The sequence below is a fragment of the Nocardiopsis baichengensis YIM 90130 genome (genome assembly GCF_000341205.1).
Classification (GTDB): domain Bacteria; phylum Actinomycetota; class Actinomycetes; order Streptosporangiales; family Streptosporangiaceae; genus Nocardiopsis_A; species Nocardiopsis_A halophila.
The window spans coordinates 23,110-42,500 of record NZ_ANAS01000011.1; the positions used below are offsets into that span (position 1 = coordinate 23,110).

The following is a 19,391-nucleotide window of genomic DNA, read 5'->3' on the forward strand; positions in this document are numbered from 1 at the left end:
CGTGCCTCCCGACCCCTGCCTGCCGCTGCCCGTCGACTCGCCGTCCATACGGCGGTCCTCGCGACCGTCTTGGCGGTCCTCGCCCCTCTCGCCTTGGTCCCGGATGCCGAGACGGTGTGGATGCCGCGCCTGAGCCCCGTGGCCGACGCCGATGTCGCGACTCCTGAGCAGCGGATGGGAAGTGCGGACGGTCGGCCCCACGAGGTGGGCGCCGACGAGGCGATCGCCGAAGGCGACGGCGGCGGTGCGGTCGAACCGCCTGAAGACGCATTGCCGCGGGAGTTGCCGGACGTCCCCGAGGAGGCCTCGGTCGAGCCTCCGCAGGCCGAGACCCGGACCATGGAGGAACCGGAGAAGCCGGAGGTCGAGGGCTTCGATCCGGACACCAGCGAGGAGATCCCGGAGGAGCGGGACGAGTTCTCCCGCACCTACCGGAACGCCGACGGCACTCTCGCCACGGACTTCTCCCTGGAGCCGCTCCACTTCGCGAACGAGGAGGGCGATTGGGAGGAGATCGATCCCTCCCTCGTCCCTGAGCGCACCGGCGTGTGGAGCAACAAGGCCGATGCGAACGACGTCGACTTCTCCGAGACGGCCGACGGCGCGCCGCTCGCCAGGATGGAGACCGAGGACGGGCGGTCCATCGCCTTCTCTGCCGAGGGGACGGAGGACGCCCGCGGTGAAGTGAGCGGGGACGACCCCGACACCATCGTCTACGACGGCGCGCTCGACGGTGCCGGGATCGAGCTCACCGCGCTGCGGGGCGGAGCGGTCAAGGAGACCATCGTCCTCGACGAGGCGCCGGAGAGCCCCGAAGGGGCCGTGTGGCGGTTCCCGCTGGAACTCGACGGTCTGGAGCCGCGAAAAGCAGATGACGGCGGTATCGACCTCGTCGATCCCGAGTCCGGTGACTCTGAGGGCCACATCCCCGCCGGCTACATGAGCGATTCCGACATCGACCCCCGGTCGGGCGATGGCGCCCAGTCGGACGAGGTGCATTTCGAGCTCGTCGAGGAGGGCGGCTCCTGGACCCTTGAGGTGACGGCGGACTTCGACTGGCTCTCCAGCGGGGACCGCACCTACCCGGTGCGGGTGGACCCGACGGCGGCGTGGAACTACAACGCCTCCCAGGACACCTACGTCCAGAGCGGCTACCGCTCGTCGCGTTACAAGGACAAGGACCTCAAGGCCGGCACGTACAACGGGGGGTCGACCAAGGCCGCCTCGTACCTGCGCTTCTCGTCGATGGTGGAGGAGCTCGAGCACCACAAGATCTACAACGCCGAGCTCTACTTGTTCAACCACTGGTCCTACTCCTGCACCCCTAAGCCGGTCACCGTCCACGAGGTCACCGGTTCGTGGAACCAGAAGAAGATCGCGGGGTACCCGGGGCCGAAGTACGACTCGACCCCGCTCGGCCGAGAGAGTTTCGCCAACGGATGGATGCCCGCGGGCGCCTCCTCCAGCTCCTGTCCCGCCGCCTATGAGGGCATCGACCTCGGAGACCGCGGCCGAGACCTCGTCCAGGCCTGGGTGGACGGCGACAAGTCGAACAAAGGCCTGACCGTCAGGGCCTCGACGTCCGACAGCTACGGCTGGAAGAAGTTCGGCAGCCGCGAATCGTGGGGCGCGCCGTACATGACCGTCGTCTACAGCCCCTACCGCGCCGACTACGGCTTCGCCCAGGACCCTCCGGAGGCCGACCCCGCGCCCACCGCGAATCGCGCCACCTACGTCGACGTCGAGGTCACCAACCGGGGCAAGGAGACCTGGACGCCTTCCAACGGCTACGAGCTGAGCTATGGGCTCTATGGACCGGACGGGGAGCGCGTCTACCACGAGGCCCCGACGACCGAGATGCCGGAGAACGTCTCGACGGGGGAGACGGTCACGGTGAAGGCGAAGGTCGGACCGCTGCCTCCCGGCGAGTGGACCGTCAAGTTCGACATGACGCACAAGGCCCAGTCGTTCGCCGCCTGGGGCGTCCCCCGAACCGCCCAGCTCAAGCTCGAGGTCCCCGACCTGCCGCCGCAGTTGGTGGACTACAGCCCCCGCGACGGAGCGACCGTTGCGACGCTCAGGCCGGAGTTCACGGCGGTCGGCCGCAATAACGACTCCTGGCCCGACGACAGCCTGGAATTCTGGTTCGTCTTCTGTGACGGCGAGTGGCCCGACTGGGAGTGCACCGATTCCGGCTGGCAGGAGGAGACCTCCTGGAAACTCCCCGACGGCCTCATGGAATGGGGCGGCCACTACTCCTGGACCGTCTGGGTGCGCGACGGCGGAGAGACCACGGAGGGGCCCTGGCTGACCGTCGGGGCCGAGCCCGATCAGCCCGCGGTCACCTCTCGGCTCGCCGCGGGCGGAACGGTCGGCGCCGAGGGCGAGGTCGACCCGCTGCTCGGCAACTTCACCCGCGCCGAGACCGACGCCTCGGTCCCCACCCCGGGACCGCCGCTCACCGTGACGCGCACCTTCAATTCCGCCGACCCTCGTCAGGACGGCATGTTCGGGTCCGGGTGGAGCACCCGCTTCGACATGCGGCTGCTGACCGACGCCGACGGGACCGGCAACGCCGTCGTGACCTATCCGGACGGCCGCCAGTACCGGTTCGCCCGCAACGGCGACGGCTCCTTCACCCCGCCCAAGGGCATGTTCGCCACGCTCCGTGCCACGGACGGCGGGGGATGGCGCCTTATGGACAAGCAGGGCGACTCCTACCTCTTCGATGCCGAAGGGGCCCTTGTGAAGGTCACCGATCACCGGGGACGGGAGCAGACGCTGGAGCACAGCGACGGCCGCCTGTCCACGGCGAGCGGTGCCGGAGGGCGGCTGCTCCGCTTCGCATGGTCCGACGGCCACGTCTCATCGGTCACGGCCGAGGGGCCGGACGGCACCTCGGCGGAGTGGACCTACACGTACGACGGTGACCGCCTCACCTCGGTCTGCGACCCGGAGGGCGGCTGCACGGGCTACTCCTACGAGGACGGTTCGCACTACCGGGCCGCCGTCCTGGACGCGAACCCGTACGGCTACTGGCGGTTCGACGAGGGCGAAGGCACCTCTTCGGCCGACGAGATCCACGAGGCCCTGGGCGGAGAGCCGGTCGAGACCGCAGACGGGGCCCTCGGCTCGGAGCACCCCCTCGCCGGGACCCCGGGCGGTTCCCTCGACGCGGGCGTCGGGCATGCGTCCCTGCCCGATTCGCTCCTGCAGCGGATCGGCACACGGATCACCGTCGAGACGTGGATCTCCACGACCGGCGAGGGCACGGTCCTGGGCGCCATGGACGCCGAGGAGGACCCGGACCAGCGAACGCCGGTGCTCTACGTCGGGACCGACGGCAAGCTGCGGGGCGGGTTCTGGAACTCCGAGGGCGCGGGCTCCTCGATCGTCTCCCCGGAGCCGGTGAACGACGGCGGATGGCACCACGTCGCACTGACCTCCGACGGTACGGAACAGCGCCTGTACATCGACGGGGAGCAGGTCGGCAGCCTGGAGGGCCAGGTCGACCACCGGGCGATGAAGTTCCTGTACGCCGGACGGGGCGTCGCCGACTCCGGTTGGCCCGCCACCCGCGACACCAAGGGGGAGTTCCCCTTCGACGGGCGCATCGACGAGGTCGCCGTGTACCAGCGGCCCCTGCACCCCGACACCGTCCGCATGCACGCCGAATCGGGGCAGGACCCCGCCGACCGCCTCGTCTCCGCCCTCTCCCCGGAGGAGCGCGTGCAGGACGCCCTCTCCTATGACGAGTCCACCTCGCGTGTGGAGCGGCATGTGGACGCCGACGGGGGCGAATGGCTCTACGGCGACCGGGTGTACCGGGGCGACACCGGCGCCGAGGAGCCGGAGGCCACGGCGGAGGTCACCGTCACGGACCCGAGGGGTGGCACCACCGTGTCGACCTACGACGCGCTCGAAGGCCACCGGCTCATCCGCACAGAGGACCAGCTCGGCTATACGACCACCTACGGCTACGACGTCGGCGGGTTCCTGGCCGAGGTCACCGACCCGAACGGGGCCGTCACCGAGTACTTCAACGATGAGCGGGGAAACCGGATCGGGCGCAAGACCTGCCGTGACACGGCGGGCGAGAACTGCTTCGCCGACTGGTTCCACTACTTCCACAACGCGGACGACCCCTTCGACCCGAGGAACGACCAGCTCACCAGCTACCACGACCCGCGCTCGCAGGACTTCCTCGACGAGGAGTTCCGCACGTGGTGGGCCTACACCGAGCACGGTGAGCAGCGGTCCGAGTCGGGTCCGCCCACCGACGGCTTCCCGAACGGACGGGAGCGGCACTTCACCTACACGGACGGCACCGAACCGGCCGTGGGCGGGGGAACGGTTCCGGCGGGGCTGCTCGCCTCGGAGACCGACCCCAACGGCGGTACGACCCGCTACGCGTACACGGCGGCGGGGGACCGGGCCGAGGTCGTCGCCCCCAACGGCTTGACGACGACCTTCACCTACGACGGCCTGGGGCGGGTCCTCAGCGAGACCGCCTCGGACGACCCCGAAAGCGAGTCGGCCACGACGGCCTACACCTACGACGGCGCCGGGCGCGTGCTCACCGAGACCGCCCCGACGGTGGAGAACGAGGTCACCGGGGCGAGCCACACCGCGCGCACCACCTACACCTACGACGCCGACGGCAACCGGCTCACGGCCGAGACGGCCGACCTCGAGGCCGAGGGGGCCGCGCGCGTCGAAACGTGGGAGTACGACGACCACGGCCGGGAGAAGGCCCACACCGGCCCCGAAGGAGCCGTGACCCGCACCGGTTACGACGCCACGGGGGCGGTGGTCACCCGAATCGACGCCGAGGGAACGCAGTTCCAGACCACCTACACCCTCCGCGGAGAGGTGGCCGAGAAGAGGCTCATCGGCTGGACGGGACACCCCGACATGCCGATCGAACCGACGACCCTGGTGCTGGAGTCGCGGGCCTACGACCCCGCCGGGCGTCTGGCCTCGGTCACCGATGCCGTCGGCCGCACGACGGCCTACGACTACTACGCCGACGGCCTCCCCGCCCGCGTGACGGCTCAGGGGGCGGTGCTCAACGACGAAAACGAGCCGCGTGACGTCGTTCTCGAGGAGTTCGAGTACGACGGCGCCGGGAACACCGTCGCCCATACGACCGAAGGCGGGGAGAAGCGGACGGTCTCCACCTATGACGCGGCATCGTTCCTCACCGAGGAGGTCCTCGATCCGGAGGGGCTGGCCCGTTCGACCTCCTACTCCTATGACGGCAACGGCAATGTGCTCTCCGAGAGTCGGACCGCCGCCGGCGCCGAACGTGTCGAAGAGGTCCGGTACGCCTACGACGCCGGGGACAACCTGGTCTCCGAGACCGTGGAGAACGGCGACGAGGACCTCGTCACGCGGTACACCGTCGACGCCTTCGACCGTGTCGTGCGCGAAGTCGACCCCAGGGGGGCCGTAGAGGGCGCGTCGGCCTCGGACTACGCCACGGACATGCGCTACAACGCCCGAGGCGACCTGGTGGAGGTCCGCGGGCCCGAGGTGGACATCGAGTCGGTGGGCGGCTCCGCCGAACGCGGACGTCCCACCACGCTCTACGGCTACGACGCCTTCGGCAACCGGACCCACGAAGTGGACGCCGAAGGCGGAACGACCGTGACCGAATACGACGCGGCTGACCGCGTCGTCGCTCAGACCGCCCCTGAGTACACCGGCCCGGACGGGGCCGTGATCGCGCCTCGGGCGACCGTCGCCTACGACGACCTGGGGAGGAAGACGGCGCAGACCGACGCCCTGGGGGCCACCCGGAGTTACTCCTACGACCAGCTGGGGAACCTCGCGGTGGTCACCGACCCGCCGGCCGAAGAGGGGGCCGAGGCGGGCCGCTGGGTCATGCTCTCGATGCCGACCGGAGAGACGGCCGCGGTGTCCGACCCCTCGGGCGCCCTCACCGAGGCGACCTACGACGACCTCGGCCGCCAGGTGACCGAGACCCGGGTCGAGCGGCTGCCCCAGGCCGCTGCCTATACGACGGAGTACGCCTATGACGCGGGCGGCCGCGTGGTGTCGATGACCGACCCCCTGGGCCACACCCGGACCTCGGCGTACAACGCCGCGGGCGAGCTCGTCGAGTCGACCGACGAGGCCGGCGGCCGGACGCACTTCGCCTACGACCTGGCAGGACGGGCGGTCCGGGCCGAGACCGCTGAGGGGACCGTCCATACGACGGCCTTCGACCTCGCCGGTCGGATGACCGAGACTGCTACTGCGGGCGCCGGTACCGACGAGCGGACCAGTACGTCCCTGTCGTATGACGCCGCTGGAAACAAGGTGGCGGCGACCGACGCGCTCGGGAACACGGTCCGCAGGGACTTCGATGCCGCGGGTCGGATGGTCGGGCTGGTCGAGCCGGTCGCGGACGGCGAGACGATCACGACCTCGTTCGGCTATGACGCGATGGATCGCAGGACCCGCACCACGGACGGGCGCGGGAACTCGGTCATCACCGACTACAACGCCGTGGGCCTGGTGGAGTCCCTGACCGAACCGGCCACCGAGGCGACCCCGAACGAGGCCGACCGGACGTGGAGGACCTTCTACGACGCCGGCGGCAATCCGGTGCGCGAGGAGGCCCCGGGCGGGGTCGTGCGCACCCGCGAGTTCGACGCCCTCGGCCGGCTGGTGGCCGAGTCCGGGACGGGCGGCGATGCGGTCGCCGCGAACAGGAGCCTGGGATACGACGCGGCAGGGCGCCTGAACCGGATCAGCACGGCGCTCGGTGAGGTCCAGGCGGTCTACGACGACCGGGGGAACCTCGCGCAGCTGCTCGGGCCCGAGACCGACGGGACGGGCGAGCCGGTGCCGTCGGTGACGATGGCCTACGACGCCGCCGGGCGCCTGGAGTCGCGGACCGACAAGGAGACGGGGACCGCCACGTTCGAGCGGGACGCCGCCGGGCGCGTGGTGAGCCAGTACGACCCGGTGACCGGCGCGACGGTGGCGACCTCCTACGACGGCGAGGGCCGCCCGGTCACGGTGTCCACCGACGCCGGCGCTGTTCGTGAACTGGGCTACGACCCCCTCGGCCGTCTCGCATCCGACGCGGTGGCAGGTGGGCCGTCGGTCTCCTACACCTATGACGCCGAAGGGCGCACGGTCGGCAGGACGACCACCGGGACGGCCGGTGCGGGCACGGAGTCCTTCTCCTACGACGGCGCGGGGCGCCTGGTGTCGTGGACCGATCCGTCCGGAGAGGTGACGGAGTACGAGTGGGACGCCTCCGGGAACCGTGTGCGTGCCGGGGACGTGCAGTTCGAGTACGACGAGCGCAACCGCCTGACCTCGTCCAGTGCGGGGGACCGCTGGGAGTACACGCCGCGCGGGACTCTGGCGGAGTCGGTGGTCTCCGGGGTCGCGCGGACGCCGGAGTTCGACGCCTTCGAGCGGATGACGACGGCCGGGGACGGGAGCGTGTCCTACGGCTACGACGCCTTGGGGCGCGTGGTGTCGCGTGCGCAGGACGACGGGGTCCTCTCCGCTGAAGAGCGGTCGGAGTTCTCCTACGCGGGCTGGGAGAACGACCCGATCACCGTGACCGATCCCGGAGGCGACGTGCTGTCCTCCTACGGGCGCGACGAGAACGGGGCACTGCTGAGCGTCGCCGACGGCGAGGGCGAGCCGGGGTTGGCCTTCGGCAACACGCACTCCGACCTGCTGGCGGCCTTCACTCCGGAGGGCGACATGCTGGGCTCGGCCTCCTACGACCCGTTCGGCGATGTGGTGCAGGCCCAGGGCCAGGAGGCCTCGGTCGGCTACCAGGGCGAGTGGACGGACCCGGCGACCGGCGACGTGAACATGCACGCCCGCTGGTACCAGCCGGGGACCGGGAGGTTCGCCTCAAGGGACACGATGACCCTGAAGCCCGACCCGTCGGTGCAGACCAACCGCTACACGTACGGTAATGCGGATCCGGTTTCCCATATTGATACAACCGGTCATTGGGTGGATGGGGGTCAGTTGGCGGGAAAGCTCGGCGGCGCGCTTTCGAGATCCCGCGGGTTCCTCAGTCGCCATCCTGTCGGGCGTTTCGTCAATCTGGGGGCTGAGAGTTTGGGGCACGCTCTCGGAGCTTCGCTTTCAGGGCCGGTCGGAGGACTTTTCGGTGGGGCCGCCATGGCAGGCGCTCAGGTCGGTGGAGCGCTTTCGGCCGGGATCGGTCGCATGTGGCACCTTCTCGAGCACACGATCCGGGGGCGCGCCAACACCAATTTCTCCATGCCAGGGGTCGTTACCGTGAGCGGGGGCTACCGGTCCCCTGGAACGAGAGGATCCGGCTGGTGGGGCGGCGGAGGAAGAGGTGCTGTAGGGACCGCTGCTGGGGGGCGAGGCCCTCAACGCCCGGTGGTTCCGAAGGTTGATCCGCGAAAGGCGATTCTGGCGAGCATTCTCGCCACTCCCCAACCGCGGCCGTCTATCGATAATCCGGTCACTCAACAAGACGTGGATGAGGCGCGAGAGCAGGAGGAGTCGGGGGTAGAGCCCGTTGAGGCCCTCAATGATCTCGAGGGTTATGCTGACGAATTTGGATTCGATGCAGCAGTTGAGAAAGTTGCGCAGGAGTGGCCGGAAATGTGGGGTGGTTCCTTTATTCCTGAGGTTGGCGGGGAGTGCAATAGGCAGCTGAAGCATCCATCTATCGACTCTGCGACGGGGCAGCGTGGTCCCGCGCTCTTGTACCATTGTGGTGGCCCTATTAAGCAAGGGACTTCCGCCTCAGGGAAGCCGCCCGGATTCGATCCGAGTATCCATCATCGCGGGCATGTTCTCGGGAGGCAGCTAGGGGGGCGTGGCATTACCAGGAATCTCGTTTCTCTCCACGCGAAAGCTAATACCCCGCTCATGAGGGATGTAGAGACGAGGGTCTTCAAAGAGGCCACAGGCGATCCTGCCAGTGAGCTGCTGTACGTTCCGAAACCGGTCTACGTGGGGGATAGTGATATTCCGGCGGGCGTGCATCTCCAGGCCATTGGGAGAGATGGATACTCTGAGGATAGGTGCATCATCAATGTGAAGGTCTCCCTGGACCTTCCAGGTGCTGCTTGTCGAGCAATGGAGGGGTTGTTTTGATGCTGCTGTCTTCGTGGCTAGAGAGCGAACAATCGGCCAACGGAACCCGATTCACTCCAGAGCAATGGCGAGAATTTGAATCGCGCACATCAATCGTTTTTTCGGATTCAATAAAATCTCTTGCGAATGTTGGCGCCTTTTATCTAGAAGTGCGTGCAGATGAGATCGACGAAGAAGGCGATCCTGAAGAGTGGGTTGATATTCTCCAATTCTTTTTTCCGAATCCTGGAATGAGCTCCAAATTTCTTCGTGTTGCGTCGGAGCACTATAGGATCGCGTCAAGTCCCGTTCTGGGGAAAGAGGGTGTTGTTGAACTCGAGGGGTCGGTTGGGAGGGAAGTGCTCAATAGCTATTCTTTCTATCCGGACTTGCCCGGACTCTTTCCTTGGGGGGAGGGTTCAGGTGGGTGTCCTATGTTCTTCTCTCTTGATGGAGGGGGGAGTGTCTCGAGTGTCGTGGTCACGGATGAGCTGTCGATCAAGGTGTGGGACATGGGGCTGATCGAGCTGATCGACGGGGTGATCACTGGGAGTGTGGATTGTCCGATATTGCAGAGCGGTTGGACCACTTCCCGTTTCAGGCGGAATTCCTTGGTCATGGGGCGCGGGCAGGAGTATTGGTGCGGGTGATCCCGGCCTGTAGCTAACAGGAAATCGGCAAGGTAGGGCATGGATTCAGGACCGAGTAAGCCCGCGGTGTTCGTGCTCGGGCTCGCGGTGGTGGTGGCCGTGGTGTCCGTCGTGGCGCGGCTCGGCGGTGGGGCTGTGGTCGTTCCCGTCGCCCACGGTCTGAGTCGGCTCGCGCAGGAGTCCGTCGATACCTATCACTTCGTGCCCGACCCGGAGGGGTGGCAGCGGCACGAGGCGGCCGGGGTCTCCTATGCCGTCCCCGGTGATTGGGCGCCCGTGGAGGAGAGCGGTCTCAAGGACGGCTACGCCGCCTCGTGGCATTCAACGGGCGGCCGCGGCACCGCCGGGGAACTCAGTGTGCTCGACTACCCGGACGCCGAGACCGACGCCTACCGCGCTCTCGTCGAAGCCTCCTCCCTCCAGCGAAGTGAACAGCTCGACCTCCCGCTCGCCGGGAACGACGACTGTTGGGAATACGACTGGGCCGGCTTCTACCTCGCCGGTTCCTGCTCCTTCGCCGCGGCCTACCTCGACCCGGAGAGCGGAAGGCGGATCGACGGCATGACCGCCTCCTACCTCGCTGTCCAGGTCGAGCGCGACTCCGCCCCCGTGCTCGTGCGGGTCCTCGTCGTGGAGGACACCGATGCCACGGCGACGGTCCTCATGGACGCCGTGCGTCCGGAGTACGGCGGGCTGCTCCCCTGAATCTCCGCCCTTTCTCCCTGATCCTGTGAGACGTCCCCCATGCGCATGTCCCCCTCCTCCACCGCCCTTTCGCTGACCGCGGGCTTCCTCGTCCTCTGCCTGGGCGTCGGCCTCTTGTGGAGGTATGGCGAAACGTCGGCCGGTACCGGTGGTGCCGCCGAGGAGGGCGCCGCCATGAGCGCCGATGAGTTCGCGGACGCGGAGTCGGTGGTCTGGCCCCCCGGCGATGGCGGCTCCGCGTCCGGGGCGTCGGCGGACGGGCTTCCCGAGGGATGGGCCCTGACCACGGAGGCCGGGTTGGACATTCCCGTACCCGAATCGTGGGCGGTGGGCAGAGGAGGCGAAGAGGGGGAGGGCCCCGTCCTTGCCGAGACGGACGGCGGCGGGCTCCGGCTCGGCCGCGCTCAGGTCTTCACCCACATGACCTCCTCCCGCAACACCACCGGAGCGGTCGTTTCCACGCGAAATCAGCTCAAGATGGCGGGGGAGGTCGCCGGCCCCATGATGCAAGGGGAGTTCCCCGCCCCCGGAATCGACGATGCGATGGTCGCGGAGGTCACGTTCAAGCCCTTCTCGCCGCGCCTGACGGACGAGGTCGGCGGTGCCGTTCGGGGCCTCCTCTACGCGGTAGAACCGTTCCCTCACGGCGCCCCTGTCCTCATCTGGTGGGGCTGGCCCGAGGACGACTATCCGCACAACGCGGCGGACGTCGTCACCGTCGGCGTGCGCCCCGCGGAGTGAACCCCTGAGCCCCCTGAGCACTGGCATCGCACTGCCCCTTGGCACTGGTAAGACGGATGGAAAGCGGTAATGGAACGACGGCTCTCGAAGCCCGCCCTCGTAGTGGTCCTGGTCGGGGCGCTCATCGTCGCGGTGTCCATCGTGGCGCGGTTCGGGGGAGCGCTCGGGATCCCCGGGGCGGACGATCTCAGCTGGGTCGCCCAGGAACCCGTGCACTACGAGGCCGACCCCTCCGGCTGGGAGCGTCAGCAGGCCGCCGGGATCTCCTACACCGTGCCCGGTGACTGGGCCGCCGTGCCCGAGAAGGACCTCAAGGACGGCTACGCGGCCTCCTGGAGCGCACCCGACGGCGATCCCCTCGGTGAGCTGAGCGTCCTGGACTACCCCGGCGACGACATCGGCCCCTACCAGGCCCTCCTCGACGCGACCTCGCTGCACCGCGGCGACGAACTCGACCTGCCGCTCGGCACCAACGACGGGTGCGAGGAGTACGACCTGCCCGGGGTCCATGCGGCCGGCCTCTGTTCCTACCCCGCCGCCTACACCGACCCCGAGACCGAAGAGAGCGTCGCCGTGAGCGGCACGTACTACGTGCTGCAGGTCGAGCAGGAGTCCGCCCCGGTTCTCGTGCGTCTCCTGCGGGCCGACGGCTTCGATGCCGACGACGCCATGGCCCTGCTCAACGGCCTGCGCCCCGCCCCGGACGGGTGGCGCGCATGGATCGGCGACTGAGCACACGCCCCTGCCCCTGACCCCTACCACCCTGCGAGAACGATCCCCCGATGCGCACGTCACGCCTCTCCCTCCTCGTCTCCCTCGCCGCGGGCGGCGCGGCCGTCCTCCTGTCGGTCACCTTCCTGCGGCCTCCCGGGACCGCCGATGCCGACGATTCCTCCGACACGGACGCACCGACGAAGTCCGCGGCCATGACCGCCGAGGAGTTCGAGAGTGAGGAGTCCTCGGTCTGGCCGCCAGGCGAGGGCATCCCCGCCCTGACCCAGGCGGCGGAGGCGGACGATGGGGAAGGCGACGGAGGCGGGGACGGCCTCCCCGAGGGATGGCGCACCATCGAGACCGACGGTCTCGTCCTTCCCATCCACAACGACTGGGAGAAGTTGGACCCTGAGGAGACGCCGTTCCCCGAGGGCACCGAATCCGTCTACTCGGACCCCGTTGTGGGCGGCCTCCAAGTGCTCTCGGGCTATCCTGCGGACCAGTTCGACGCCCATCAGGCCGTCGTCCGGTTCGTGAACGAGATCTCCCCGACAGGCGAGGTGCTGAGCACGTTCACACCGGTCGACGCGCCGCCCGGTCTCCACGGAGCGGCTTACGCCGAATTCGCTCTCCATCCCGCGGACTCGGAGCTGGAGGAGGCGGCGGGCGGCTCGCTGTCCGGCGTCCTCTTCGGAGTGCAGATCGAGGAAGGCGACGACCCTCTCGTGCTCTGGTGGGAATGGCCGACCGAGGGCGCCCCGGGCGGTGTCCAGGACATCGTCACCGGCGGCGTCCGCCCGGCGGACTGACCCGGCCCGCCGCGCCCCGCGCTCTCCGCCCCGTCCCGTGACCGCCGCCGGGCCGTGTGCCCGCGGTGGTCCCCGTGTGACCCGCGCCGGGTATACCTGGTGGGGTCGGCTGCGGCCTTTCGCCAGGTAGGCCGCTTTTGTCGCCGTTGGAAGGCTGTGTGCATGCTCGACCCGACGCGCCCCCGGTCCCGGGCGGCCGCCGTCCTGGCCGCGGCCGGCCTCGCCACCGCCCTGGCCGCCGGGTGCGACCCCGCCGGCGGGAGCGGGGCGCCGGACCCCGGCGGGGACCCGTCGTCCTCGGCCTCGTCCTCGGCGTCCGGGGGCGGCTCCGTCCTCGGCGACGACGGGCGCGGGGTGCGCGTCATGCCGGTCGGCGACTCCATCACCCACGGCGGCACGGGCGACGCCACCTGGCGCTACCGCCTGTGGAACCACCTCTCGGCCACCGATCCCGACCTGGAGTTCGTCGGCCCGAAGGACGGGGTGGAGAACCGGGCCACCGCCGATCTGGACGGCCACGACGGGTACGCCGACCCCGGCTTCGGCACCGCCCACGACGCCATGTGGGGCCGCACCCTCGAAGAGGCCTCCGAGGAGATCGGCTCGACCGTCGCCGAGCACGACCCCGACGTGCTGCTGGTCATGCTCGGCATCAACGACCTGGGATGGGTGGGCAGCGACGCCGCGGAGATGGAGGAGCACCTGCGTGCCTTCCTGGACGCCGCCCGCCAGGGCGGGGACCCGCCCCACGTCCTCCTGGCCGAGGTGCTGCCCACCCAGCGAGGCCTGGACGACCCCGCCTTCTCCGCCCGGGTCGGCGGCTACAACTCGGTTCTGGGCGGCGTCGCCGAGGAGTACACCGAGCCCGGCGCCCGCGTGGTCCCGGTCGACGTCGCCGACGCCGAGTCCTTCGTCCCCGAGCGCGACACCTACGACGGCACCCACCCCAACGCGCGCGGCGAGCTGAAGATCGCCGCCGCCTACGCCGACGCCCTGGACACCGAGTTCGGCTACGGGGAGCCCTACCCGCGCCCCTTCCCCGAGGTGGGGTTCGGCCCGGAAACCGCTCCCGAGCCCCGGATCGAGACCGGGCCCGGTCCGGGCGTCCGGCTGGCGTGGGACCCTGTCCCCGGGGCGACCGACTACCGGGTGCGCTGGGCCGAGGAGCCGCCCGGGGACCGGGCCCCAACCTGGCAGAAGGAGCGCCTCCAGCCCGCCCACGAGCGCACCTGGACCCTGGAGGCGCCCCGCCCGGGCACGGGGTACCTGGTCCAGGTCCGCGCCGACAAGGGGTGGCACACCGGGCCCTACTCCGAGGAAGTGACCGTCTCGCTCACCCCGTGAGACCGCCGGCGGAACCCGTGTTGATCTCGGGGAAGTCGGCCTTAAGAGGGCCCTCTTAACGCCGACTTCCCCGAGATCAACGACAAAGGGGCGGCGGGGCCGGGGCCCTCCTACGGTCCGAGCGGCCGCCACTGCACACGGTCACCCCCATCAGGGAAACCACCGGTCCCGGCTCGGGGATCTTCCGGTGGCGTCTCCGCTCGGGCTAGCGTTCGAGGGGCAGCCGCGGGACGTTCCCGCCGGTGAGGCGCACGGCGCCCCCGTAACCCGACAGACCGGTTGGTTCACACTCCGGCCGGTCGGACGCCCCGCGCGGACCGGACCAGCACAGAGGAGCCCATGGCGACCGCACCCCCCGTTCTGGCGGTCGAGCAGCTCACGGTCGCCTTCGGCGGCCTCACCGCGCTCGACCGCGTCACCTTCGACGTGCCCCACCGCAGCGTCGTCGGACTGATCGGCCCCAACGGGGCCGGCAAGACCACCGTGTTCAACGCGGTCTCCGGCGTCGTCCGCCCCCGCTCGGGCACGCTGACCCGGCACGGACGGCCGCTCCGCCGCCACCGGCCCCACCACCTGCCGCGCCTGGGGATCTCCCGCATGCTCCAGGGGCTCGGCCTGTTCTCCGGCATGACCGTGCTGGAGAACGTCATGGTGGGCGCCGACCCGCTGGCCACCGGCCGCCTGCCCGGCATGCTCACCGGCCTGGGCCGCGCCCCGCGCGACGAGCGGCGGGTCCGCGAGCGCGCCGAGTCCGCGCTGCGCGAGTTCGGCGTCGCCCACGCCGCCCACGCCCTGCCCGGCACCCTGCCCTACGGGGTGCAGAAGCGGGTCGCGCTGGCCCGCGCCTGCGTGTGCGGCCCCGAACTGCTGCTGCTCGACGAGCCGGCCTCCGGGCTGTCCGCCGACGAGATGTCCGAGCTGGCCGAACGGGTGCGCGCGATGCGCGCCTACGGCTCGGTCCTGCTCGTCGAACACCACATGGACCTGGTCATGCGGGTGTGCGACCGGGTGGTCGTGCTCGACTTCGGGCGCGTGATCGCCGACGGCACCCCCGACGAGGTCCGCGCCGACCCCGCCGTCGAGCGCGCCTACCTCGGCCCCGCGGAGGGCGACCCCGACGACCCGGCCGCCGGCCCCGCCCCGGAGGCGCACCCCACCGGCGAGGAGGCCGACGATGGCCGCTGACCGCACCGCCCCGGGGAGCACCGCCCCGGACCGCGCCACCGCCGAGCGCGCCGCCGACCCCACCGCCTCCGCGCTGCGCACCGAGGGGCTGACCGTCCACTACGGCGCCGTCCGCGCCCTGGACACCGTCGACCTGGAGGTCGCCCGCGGCGCCGTGCACGCCGTCCTGGGCGCCAACGGCGCCGGCAAGACCACCTTCCTGCGCGCCGCCTCCGGCCTGCACCCGCCCCGCGGCGGCCGCGTCCTGCTCTTCGGCGAGGACGTCACCGGCGCCCCCGCCGAGGAGCTCGTCCGCCGCGGACTGCTGCACGTGCCCGAGGGCGGCGGGGTGCTCACCGAGCTCACCGTCGAGGAGAACCTGCGCCTGGGCGGCCTGGTCCGGCGCGGGCGCGCCGCCCGCAACGCCGCCCTCGGCGAGGTCTACGACCTCTTCGAGCCCCTGCGCGAGCGCCGCACCCGCCAGGCCTCCTCCCTCTCCGGGGGCGAGCGGCAGATGCTCGCCATCGGCAGGGCGCTGATGGCCGACCCGCGCGTGCTGCTGCTGGACGAGCCCTCCCTGGGGCTGGCCCCGCTCATCACGCGGCGCATCATGCAGCTGCTCCAGGACCTGCGGGCCCGGACCGGCCTGACGGTCGTCCTCGTCGAGCAGAACGCCCGCACCGCCCTGCGCGCCAGCGACCGCGCCCACGTCCTGGACCAGGGGGCCGTGGCCGCCGAGGGCGCCTCGGCCGACCTGCTCGGCGACCCCCGCGTCCGCGCCGCCTACCTGGGTCTGTGAGGGAGCCGACCATGGAGCACTTCGCCAACCTCACCCTCAACGGGCTGGCCACGGGGGCGGTCTACGCCGCCCTGGCCCTGTCCCTGGTCCTGATCTACCAGGCCACCCGGGTGCTCAACTTCGCCCAGCCCGCCTTCGCGCTCGTCTCGGCCTACGTGGCCTACGCCGTGACCGCGGCCACCGGCTCCTACTGGGCCGGTTTCGCCGCGGCGCTGGCCACCGGCGCCCTGCTGGGCGCGGGCACCGAGCGGTTCCTGGTGCGCCCGCTGCGCAACGCCTCCCCGCTCAGCCCCATCATCGCCACCCTGGGCCTGCTCATGGTCCTGCAGGGAGCCGTGGGCATGGTCTGGGGCAACGAACCGCTGTCCTTCGCCTACCCGCTGGACTACCGCGGCCGGTTCTCCCCGGCCGACGCCTTCGCCCTGGTCTCGGTCCTGCTCGTGGCGCTCGGCCTCTTCGCGCTCTACCGCTTCACCCCCGCCGGGCTGCGCATGCGCGCCGCCGCGATCCGGCCCGAGGCCGCCCGGCTGTCCGGGGTGCGGGTGGGCGTGGTGCTGGCCTCCGCCTGGGCGCTCGCCTCGGCGATCGGCGCCCTGGCGGGCATGCTCGCCGCGCCCCCCTTCCTGGCCCCCAACGCCTTCGACCTGATCTTCGTCTTCGCCATCGCCGCCGCCGTGGCGGGCGGCCTGGAGAACCCCTTCGGCGCCGTGGCCGGGGGCCTGGCCGTCGGTGTGCTGCTGTCCTACGTCACCGGCTACGCGGGCCCGGAGCTGACCGCGCTCGCCGCGCTGGCGGTGCTGCTGACCGTGCTCGCCCTCAAACCGGACGGCCTGTTCTCCCGGGCCGCCGCCCGAAAGGTCTGACCATGGCCCCGTCCACCCACCGCGCCCCGGCCTCCGACGCCGACCCCGCCGCCGCGGACTCCGCGCCCGCGGCGACCGCGCCCCGCCCAGGGCGGCGCGCCGCCCTGCGCCACCCGCTGGTGCGCCACGGCCTGTGGGCGGTGGCGGCGCTGGCCGCCGTCGCCGCGCTCACCGCGGCCACCGGCCCCGTCACCGACCTGCGGGTGGCCAACGTCGGCCTGCACCTGCTGGCCGTCGCCGGGCTCCAGTTCCTGGTCGGCACCAGCGGCCAGGTCTCCCTGGGCCACGGAGCCTTCATGTTCGTCGGCTCCTACGCCATGGCCCTGCTGGTGGTGAACGTCCCCGCGATGCCCCTGGCCGCCGGGATGGCCGCCGCGTGCGCCGCCGGCTGCCTGGCCGGCCTGGTGGTCGGGGCGGCCACCGCCCGGCTGCACGGCCCCTACCTGGCCGGGGCCACGCTCATGCTGGCGGTCGGCCTGCCCGCGATCGCCCTGCGCTTCCCCGACCTGCTGGGCGGCGCCAACGGCCTGGCCTTCGCCACCATCGGCGCGCCGCCCTTCCTGGCCGGCGCGGTCGACGACACCCAGTGGCGGGCGATCGTGGTGTGGACCGTCGCCCTCATCGGCCTGGTGGTGCTGGCGACCGCGAGCGCCGGACGCCTCGGGCGCCACCTGCGGGCCCTCCGCGACGACGCGGCCGCCGCGTCCCTGTCGGGCGTCCCGGTGGGCCGCGCGCGCGTCACCGCCTTCGTCATCAGCGCCGGGGCCGGCTCCCTGGCCGGGGCCTGCCAGGCCTACGTGCTGGGCACCGCCACCCCCTCCACCTACGGGCTGTCGCTGTCGCTGGTCCTGCTCGCCGCGCTCGTGCTCGGCGGCCTGGGCAGCCTGTGGGGCGCCTTCTGGGCGGCCCTGGCCATCGTCTACGTGGAGGCCGCCGGCACCGAGCTGGCCCACGCCCTGGACCTGAGCACCGACGTGCGCAACAACCTGCCCGTGGTGTTCTTCGGCGCGGTCCTGATCACCGTCGTCCTCGCTTGGCCGCGCGGCGTGCACGGCGCGCTCTCCGCCCTCGGCCGCCACCGCAGCACCCCCTTGAAGACGGGAGATTCACGATGAGAACCGATCCCATCCGTGCCGCCCGGCCCTTGGCCGCCGCGTCCCTGGCCCTGGCACTGCTCGCGGCCGGGTGCACCGGCGCGGGCCAGACCGGCGAGGGGGCCGCGGCCGACCTCGATGTGTCGACCGGCGTCACCGACGACACGGTCACCATCGGCGCCCACATGCCGCTGACCGGACCGGCCGCCCCCGGCTACAGCCAGATCTCGGTCGGGGCCCAGGCCGTGTACGACTTCGTCAACGCCAACGGCGGGGTGCAGGGGCGCAGCATCGAGTACCTGGCCGAGGACGACGCCTACGACCCCACCCGCACGGTCGAGGTCACCCGGGAGCTGGTGCACGACGACGAGATCTTCGCGATGGTCGGCGGCCTGGGCACCCCCACCCACTCCAAGGTGGTCGACTTCCTCAACACCGAGGGCGTTCCCGACCTGTTCCCCTCCTCTGGGGCGCTGATGTGGAACGACCCGGAGAAGTACCCGCTGACCTACGGCTACCAGGTCGACTACACCAAGGAGTCGAAGATCCTCGGCGAGCACATCTCCGAGGAGTTCGGCGACGCCGACGTCGGCTACCTGATGCAGAACGACGACGTCGGTGTGGACTCCCAGCGCGGCCTGGACATGTACCTGCAGGACCAGGCCGTGGCCGTGGAGCACTACGAGTCCGGCGCCGAGGACGTGTCCGCGCAGATCGCCAACCTGGAGCAGGAGGGGGCCGAGGTCGTGGTCTGCGCCTGCATCCCCAACTACGTGGCCCTGGCGCTGCTGGAGTCGGCGCGGATCGGCTACGAGCCGCAGTTCGTCACCAGCAGCATCGGCGGGGACACGGTCACCCTGCGCGGGCTGCTGTCCTCCTTCGCCGAGCAGGCCGGCTCCGGGGGCGACCCGGACGACTTCCTCGACGGGCTGCTGACCCTGGGCTACCTGCCCCCGGTCGAGATGGACGACGGCGACCCCTGGGTGGAGTTCTTCCGCGGCGTCTACGACGAGTACGGCGAGGACGCCCCGATGAGCAACACCACCGTCTACGGCATGGTGCAGGCCGTGCTGTTCGTCCAGGCGCTGGAGGCCGCGGGGGAGGACCCCACCCGCGCGTCCCTGATCGAGGCGCTGGAGTCGCAGGAGGGGAGCGGCCCGGGCCTGGTTCCCTTCGCCTCCACGGAGGACGACCGCGGGGGCTTCTCCGGCGGGTTCATCACCCGCTACGAGGCCGGTGAGGGCCTGGAGATGGTCCGCGACCCAGCGGTGACCGACAACGCCGAGGGCGACGTCGAGGACGTCGAGGTCGACCGCCCGCTGCCCGAGGACATCGGCCCGCTGTCCCAGGGCTGACCCGTACCGCCGCCACCGGCACCGGCCCGCGCCCCTCCGGGGGCGCGGGCCGTC

General features: G+C 71.0%; 12 protein-coding genes. All 12 read left to right on the forward strand.

What is annotated here, in order from left to right; all coding sequences use genetic code 11:
* The first annotated feature begins 120 nt into the window (after positions 1–120).
* The 12 genes from C892_RS0110620 to C892_RS0110675 all read left to right on the forward strand — a co-directional run bounded on the left by C892_RS0110620 (position 121) and on the right by C892_RS0110675 (position 19,337).
* Positions 121–9,120 (forward strand): DNRLRE domain-containing protein, encoded by a 9,000-nt coding sequence (locus tag C892_RS0110620; protein ID WP_051060521.1) that lies wholly within the window; start codon positions 121–123, stop codon positions 9,118–9,120.
* Complete coding sequence (locus C892_RS31260; RefSeq protein WP_152513374.1) at positions 9,120–9,749, forward strand: hypothetical protein; 630 nt, start codon at positions 9,120–9,122, stop codon at positions 9,747–9,749. The genes C892_RS0110620 and C892_RS31260 overlap by 1 nt, the downstream gene beginning before the upstream one ends.
* A 39-nt stretch (positions 9,750–9,788) precedes the next feature.
* A complete protein-coding gene (locus tag C892_RS0110630; protein ID WP_239647341.1) occupies positions 9,789–10,454 on the forward strand; it encodes a hypothetical protein in 666 nt (221 codons plus the stop codon).
* 174 nt (positions 10,455–10,628) lie between these two features.
* Entirely contained in the window at positions 10,629–11,195 is a 567-nt protein-coding gene (locus tag C892_RS0110635; protein ID WP_239647342.1) for a hypothetical protein, read from the forward strand.
* Positions 11,196–11,264: 69 nt separating this feature from the next.
* On the forward strand, positions 11,265–11,927 hold the full coding sequence (locus tag C892_RS0110640) for a hypothetical protein (protein ID WP_239647343.1): 663 nt from the start codon (positions 11,265–11,267) through the stop codon (positions 11,925–11,927).
* Between the two features lie 50 nt (positions 11,928–11,977).
* Positions 11,978–12,718: a hypothetical protein gene (locus tag C892_RS0110645; RefSeq protein WP_017557170.1), complete on the forward strand. Its 741-nt coding sequence runs from the start codon at positions 11,978–11,980 to the stop codon at positions 12,716–12,718.
* 162 nt (positions 12,719–12,880) lie between these two features.
* On the forward strand, positions 12,881–14,062 hold the full coding sequence (locus C892_RS0110650; RefSeq protein ID WP_017557171.1) for a GDSL-type esterase/lipase family protein: 1,182 nt from the start codon (positions 12,881–12,883) through the stop codon (positions 14,060–14,062).
* A 339-nt stretch (positions 14,063–14,401) separates the two neighbouring features.
* Positions 14,402–15,247 (forward strand): ABC transporter ATP-binding protein, encoded by an 846-nt coding sequence (locus C892_RS0110655; RefSeq protein WP_017557172.1) that lies wholly within the window; start codon positions 14,402–14,404, stop codon positions 15,245–15,247.
* A complete protein-coding gene (locus tag C892_RS0110660; protein ID WP_017557173.1) occupies positions 15,237–16,025 on the forward strand; it encodes an ABC transporter ATP-binding protein in 789 nt (262 codons plus the stop codon). The genes C892_RS0110655 and C892_RS0110660 overlap by 11 nt, the downstream gene beginning before the upstream one ends.
* An 11-nt stretch (positions 16,026–16,036) precedes the next feature.
* Positions 16,037–16,888 (forward strand): branched-chain amino acid ABC transporter permease, encoded by an 852-nt coding sequence (locus tag C892_RS0110665; RefSeq protein ID WP_017557174.1) that lies wholly within the window; start codon positions 16,037–16,039, stop codon positions 16,886–16,888.
* Between the two features lie 2 nt (positions 16,889–16,890).
* Positions 16,891–18,003 (forward strand): branched-chain amino acid ABC transporter permease, encoded by a 1,113-nt coding sequence (locus tag C892_RS0110670; RefSeq protein WP_017557175.1) that lies wholly within the window; start codon positions 16,891–16,893, stop codon positions 18,001–18,003.
* A complete protein-coding gene (locus C892_RS0110675; RefSeq protein WP_051060519.1) occupies positions 18,000–19,337 on the forward strand; it encodes an ABC transporter substrate-binding protein in 1,338 nt (445 codons plus the stop codon). Before C892_RS0110670 ends, C892_RS0110675 begins: the two co-directional genes overlap by 4 nt.
* Positions 19,338–19,391: the final 54 nt, after the last annotated feature.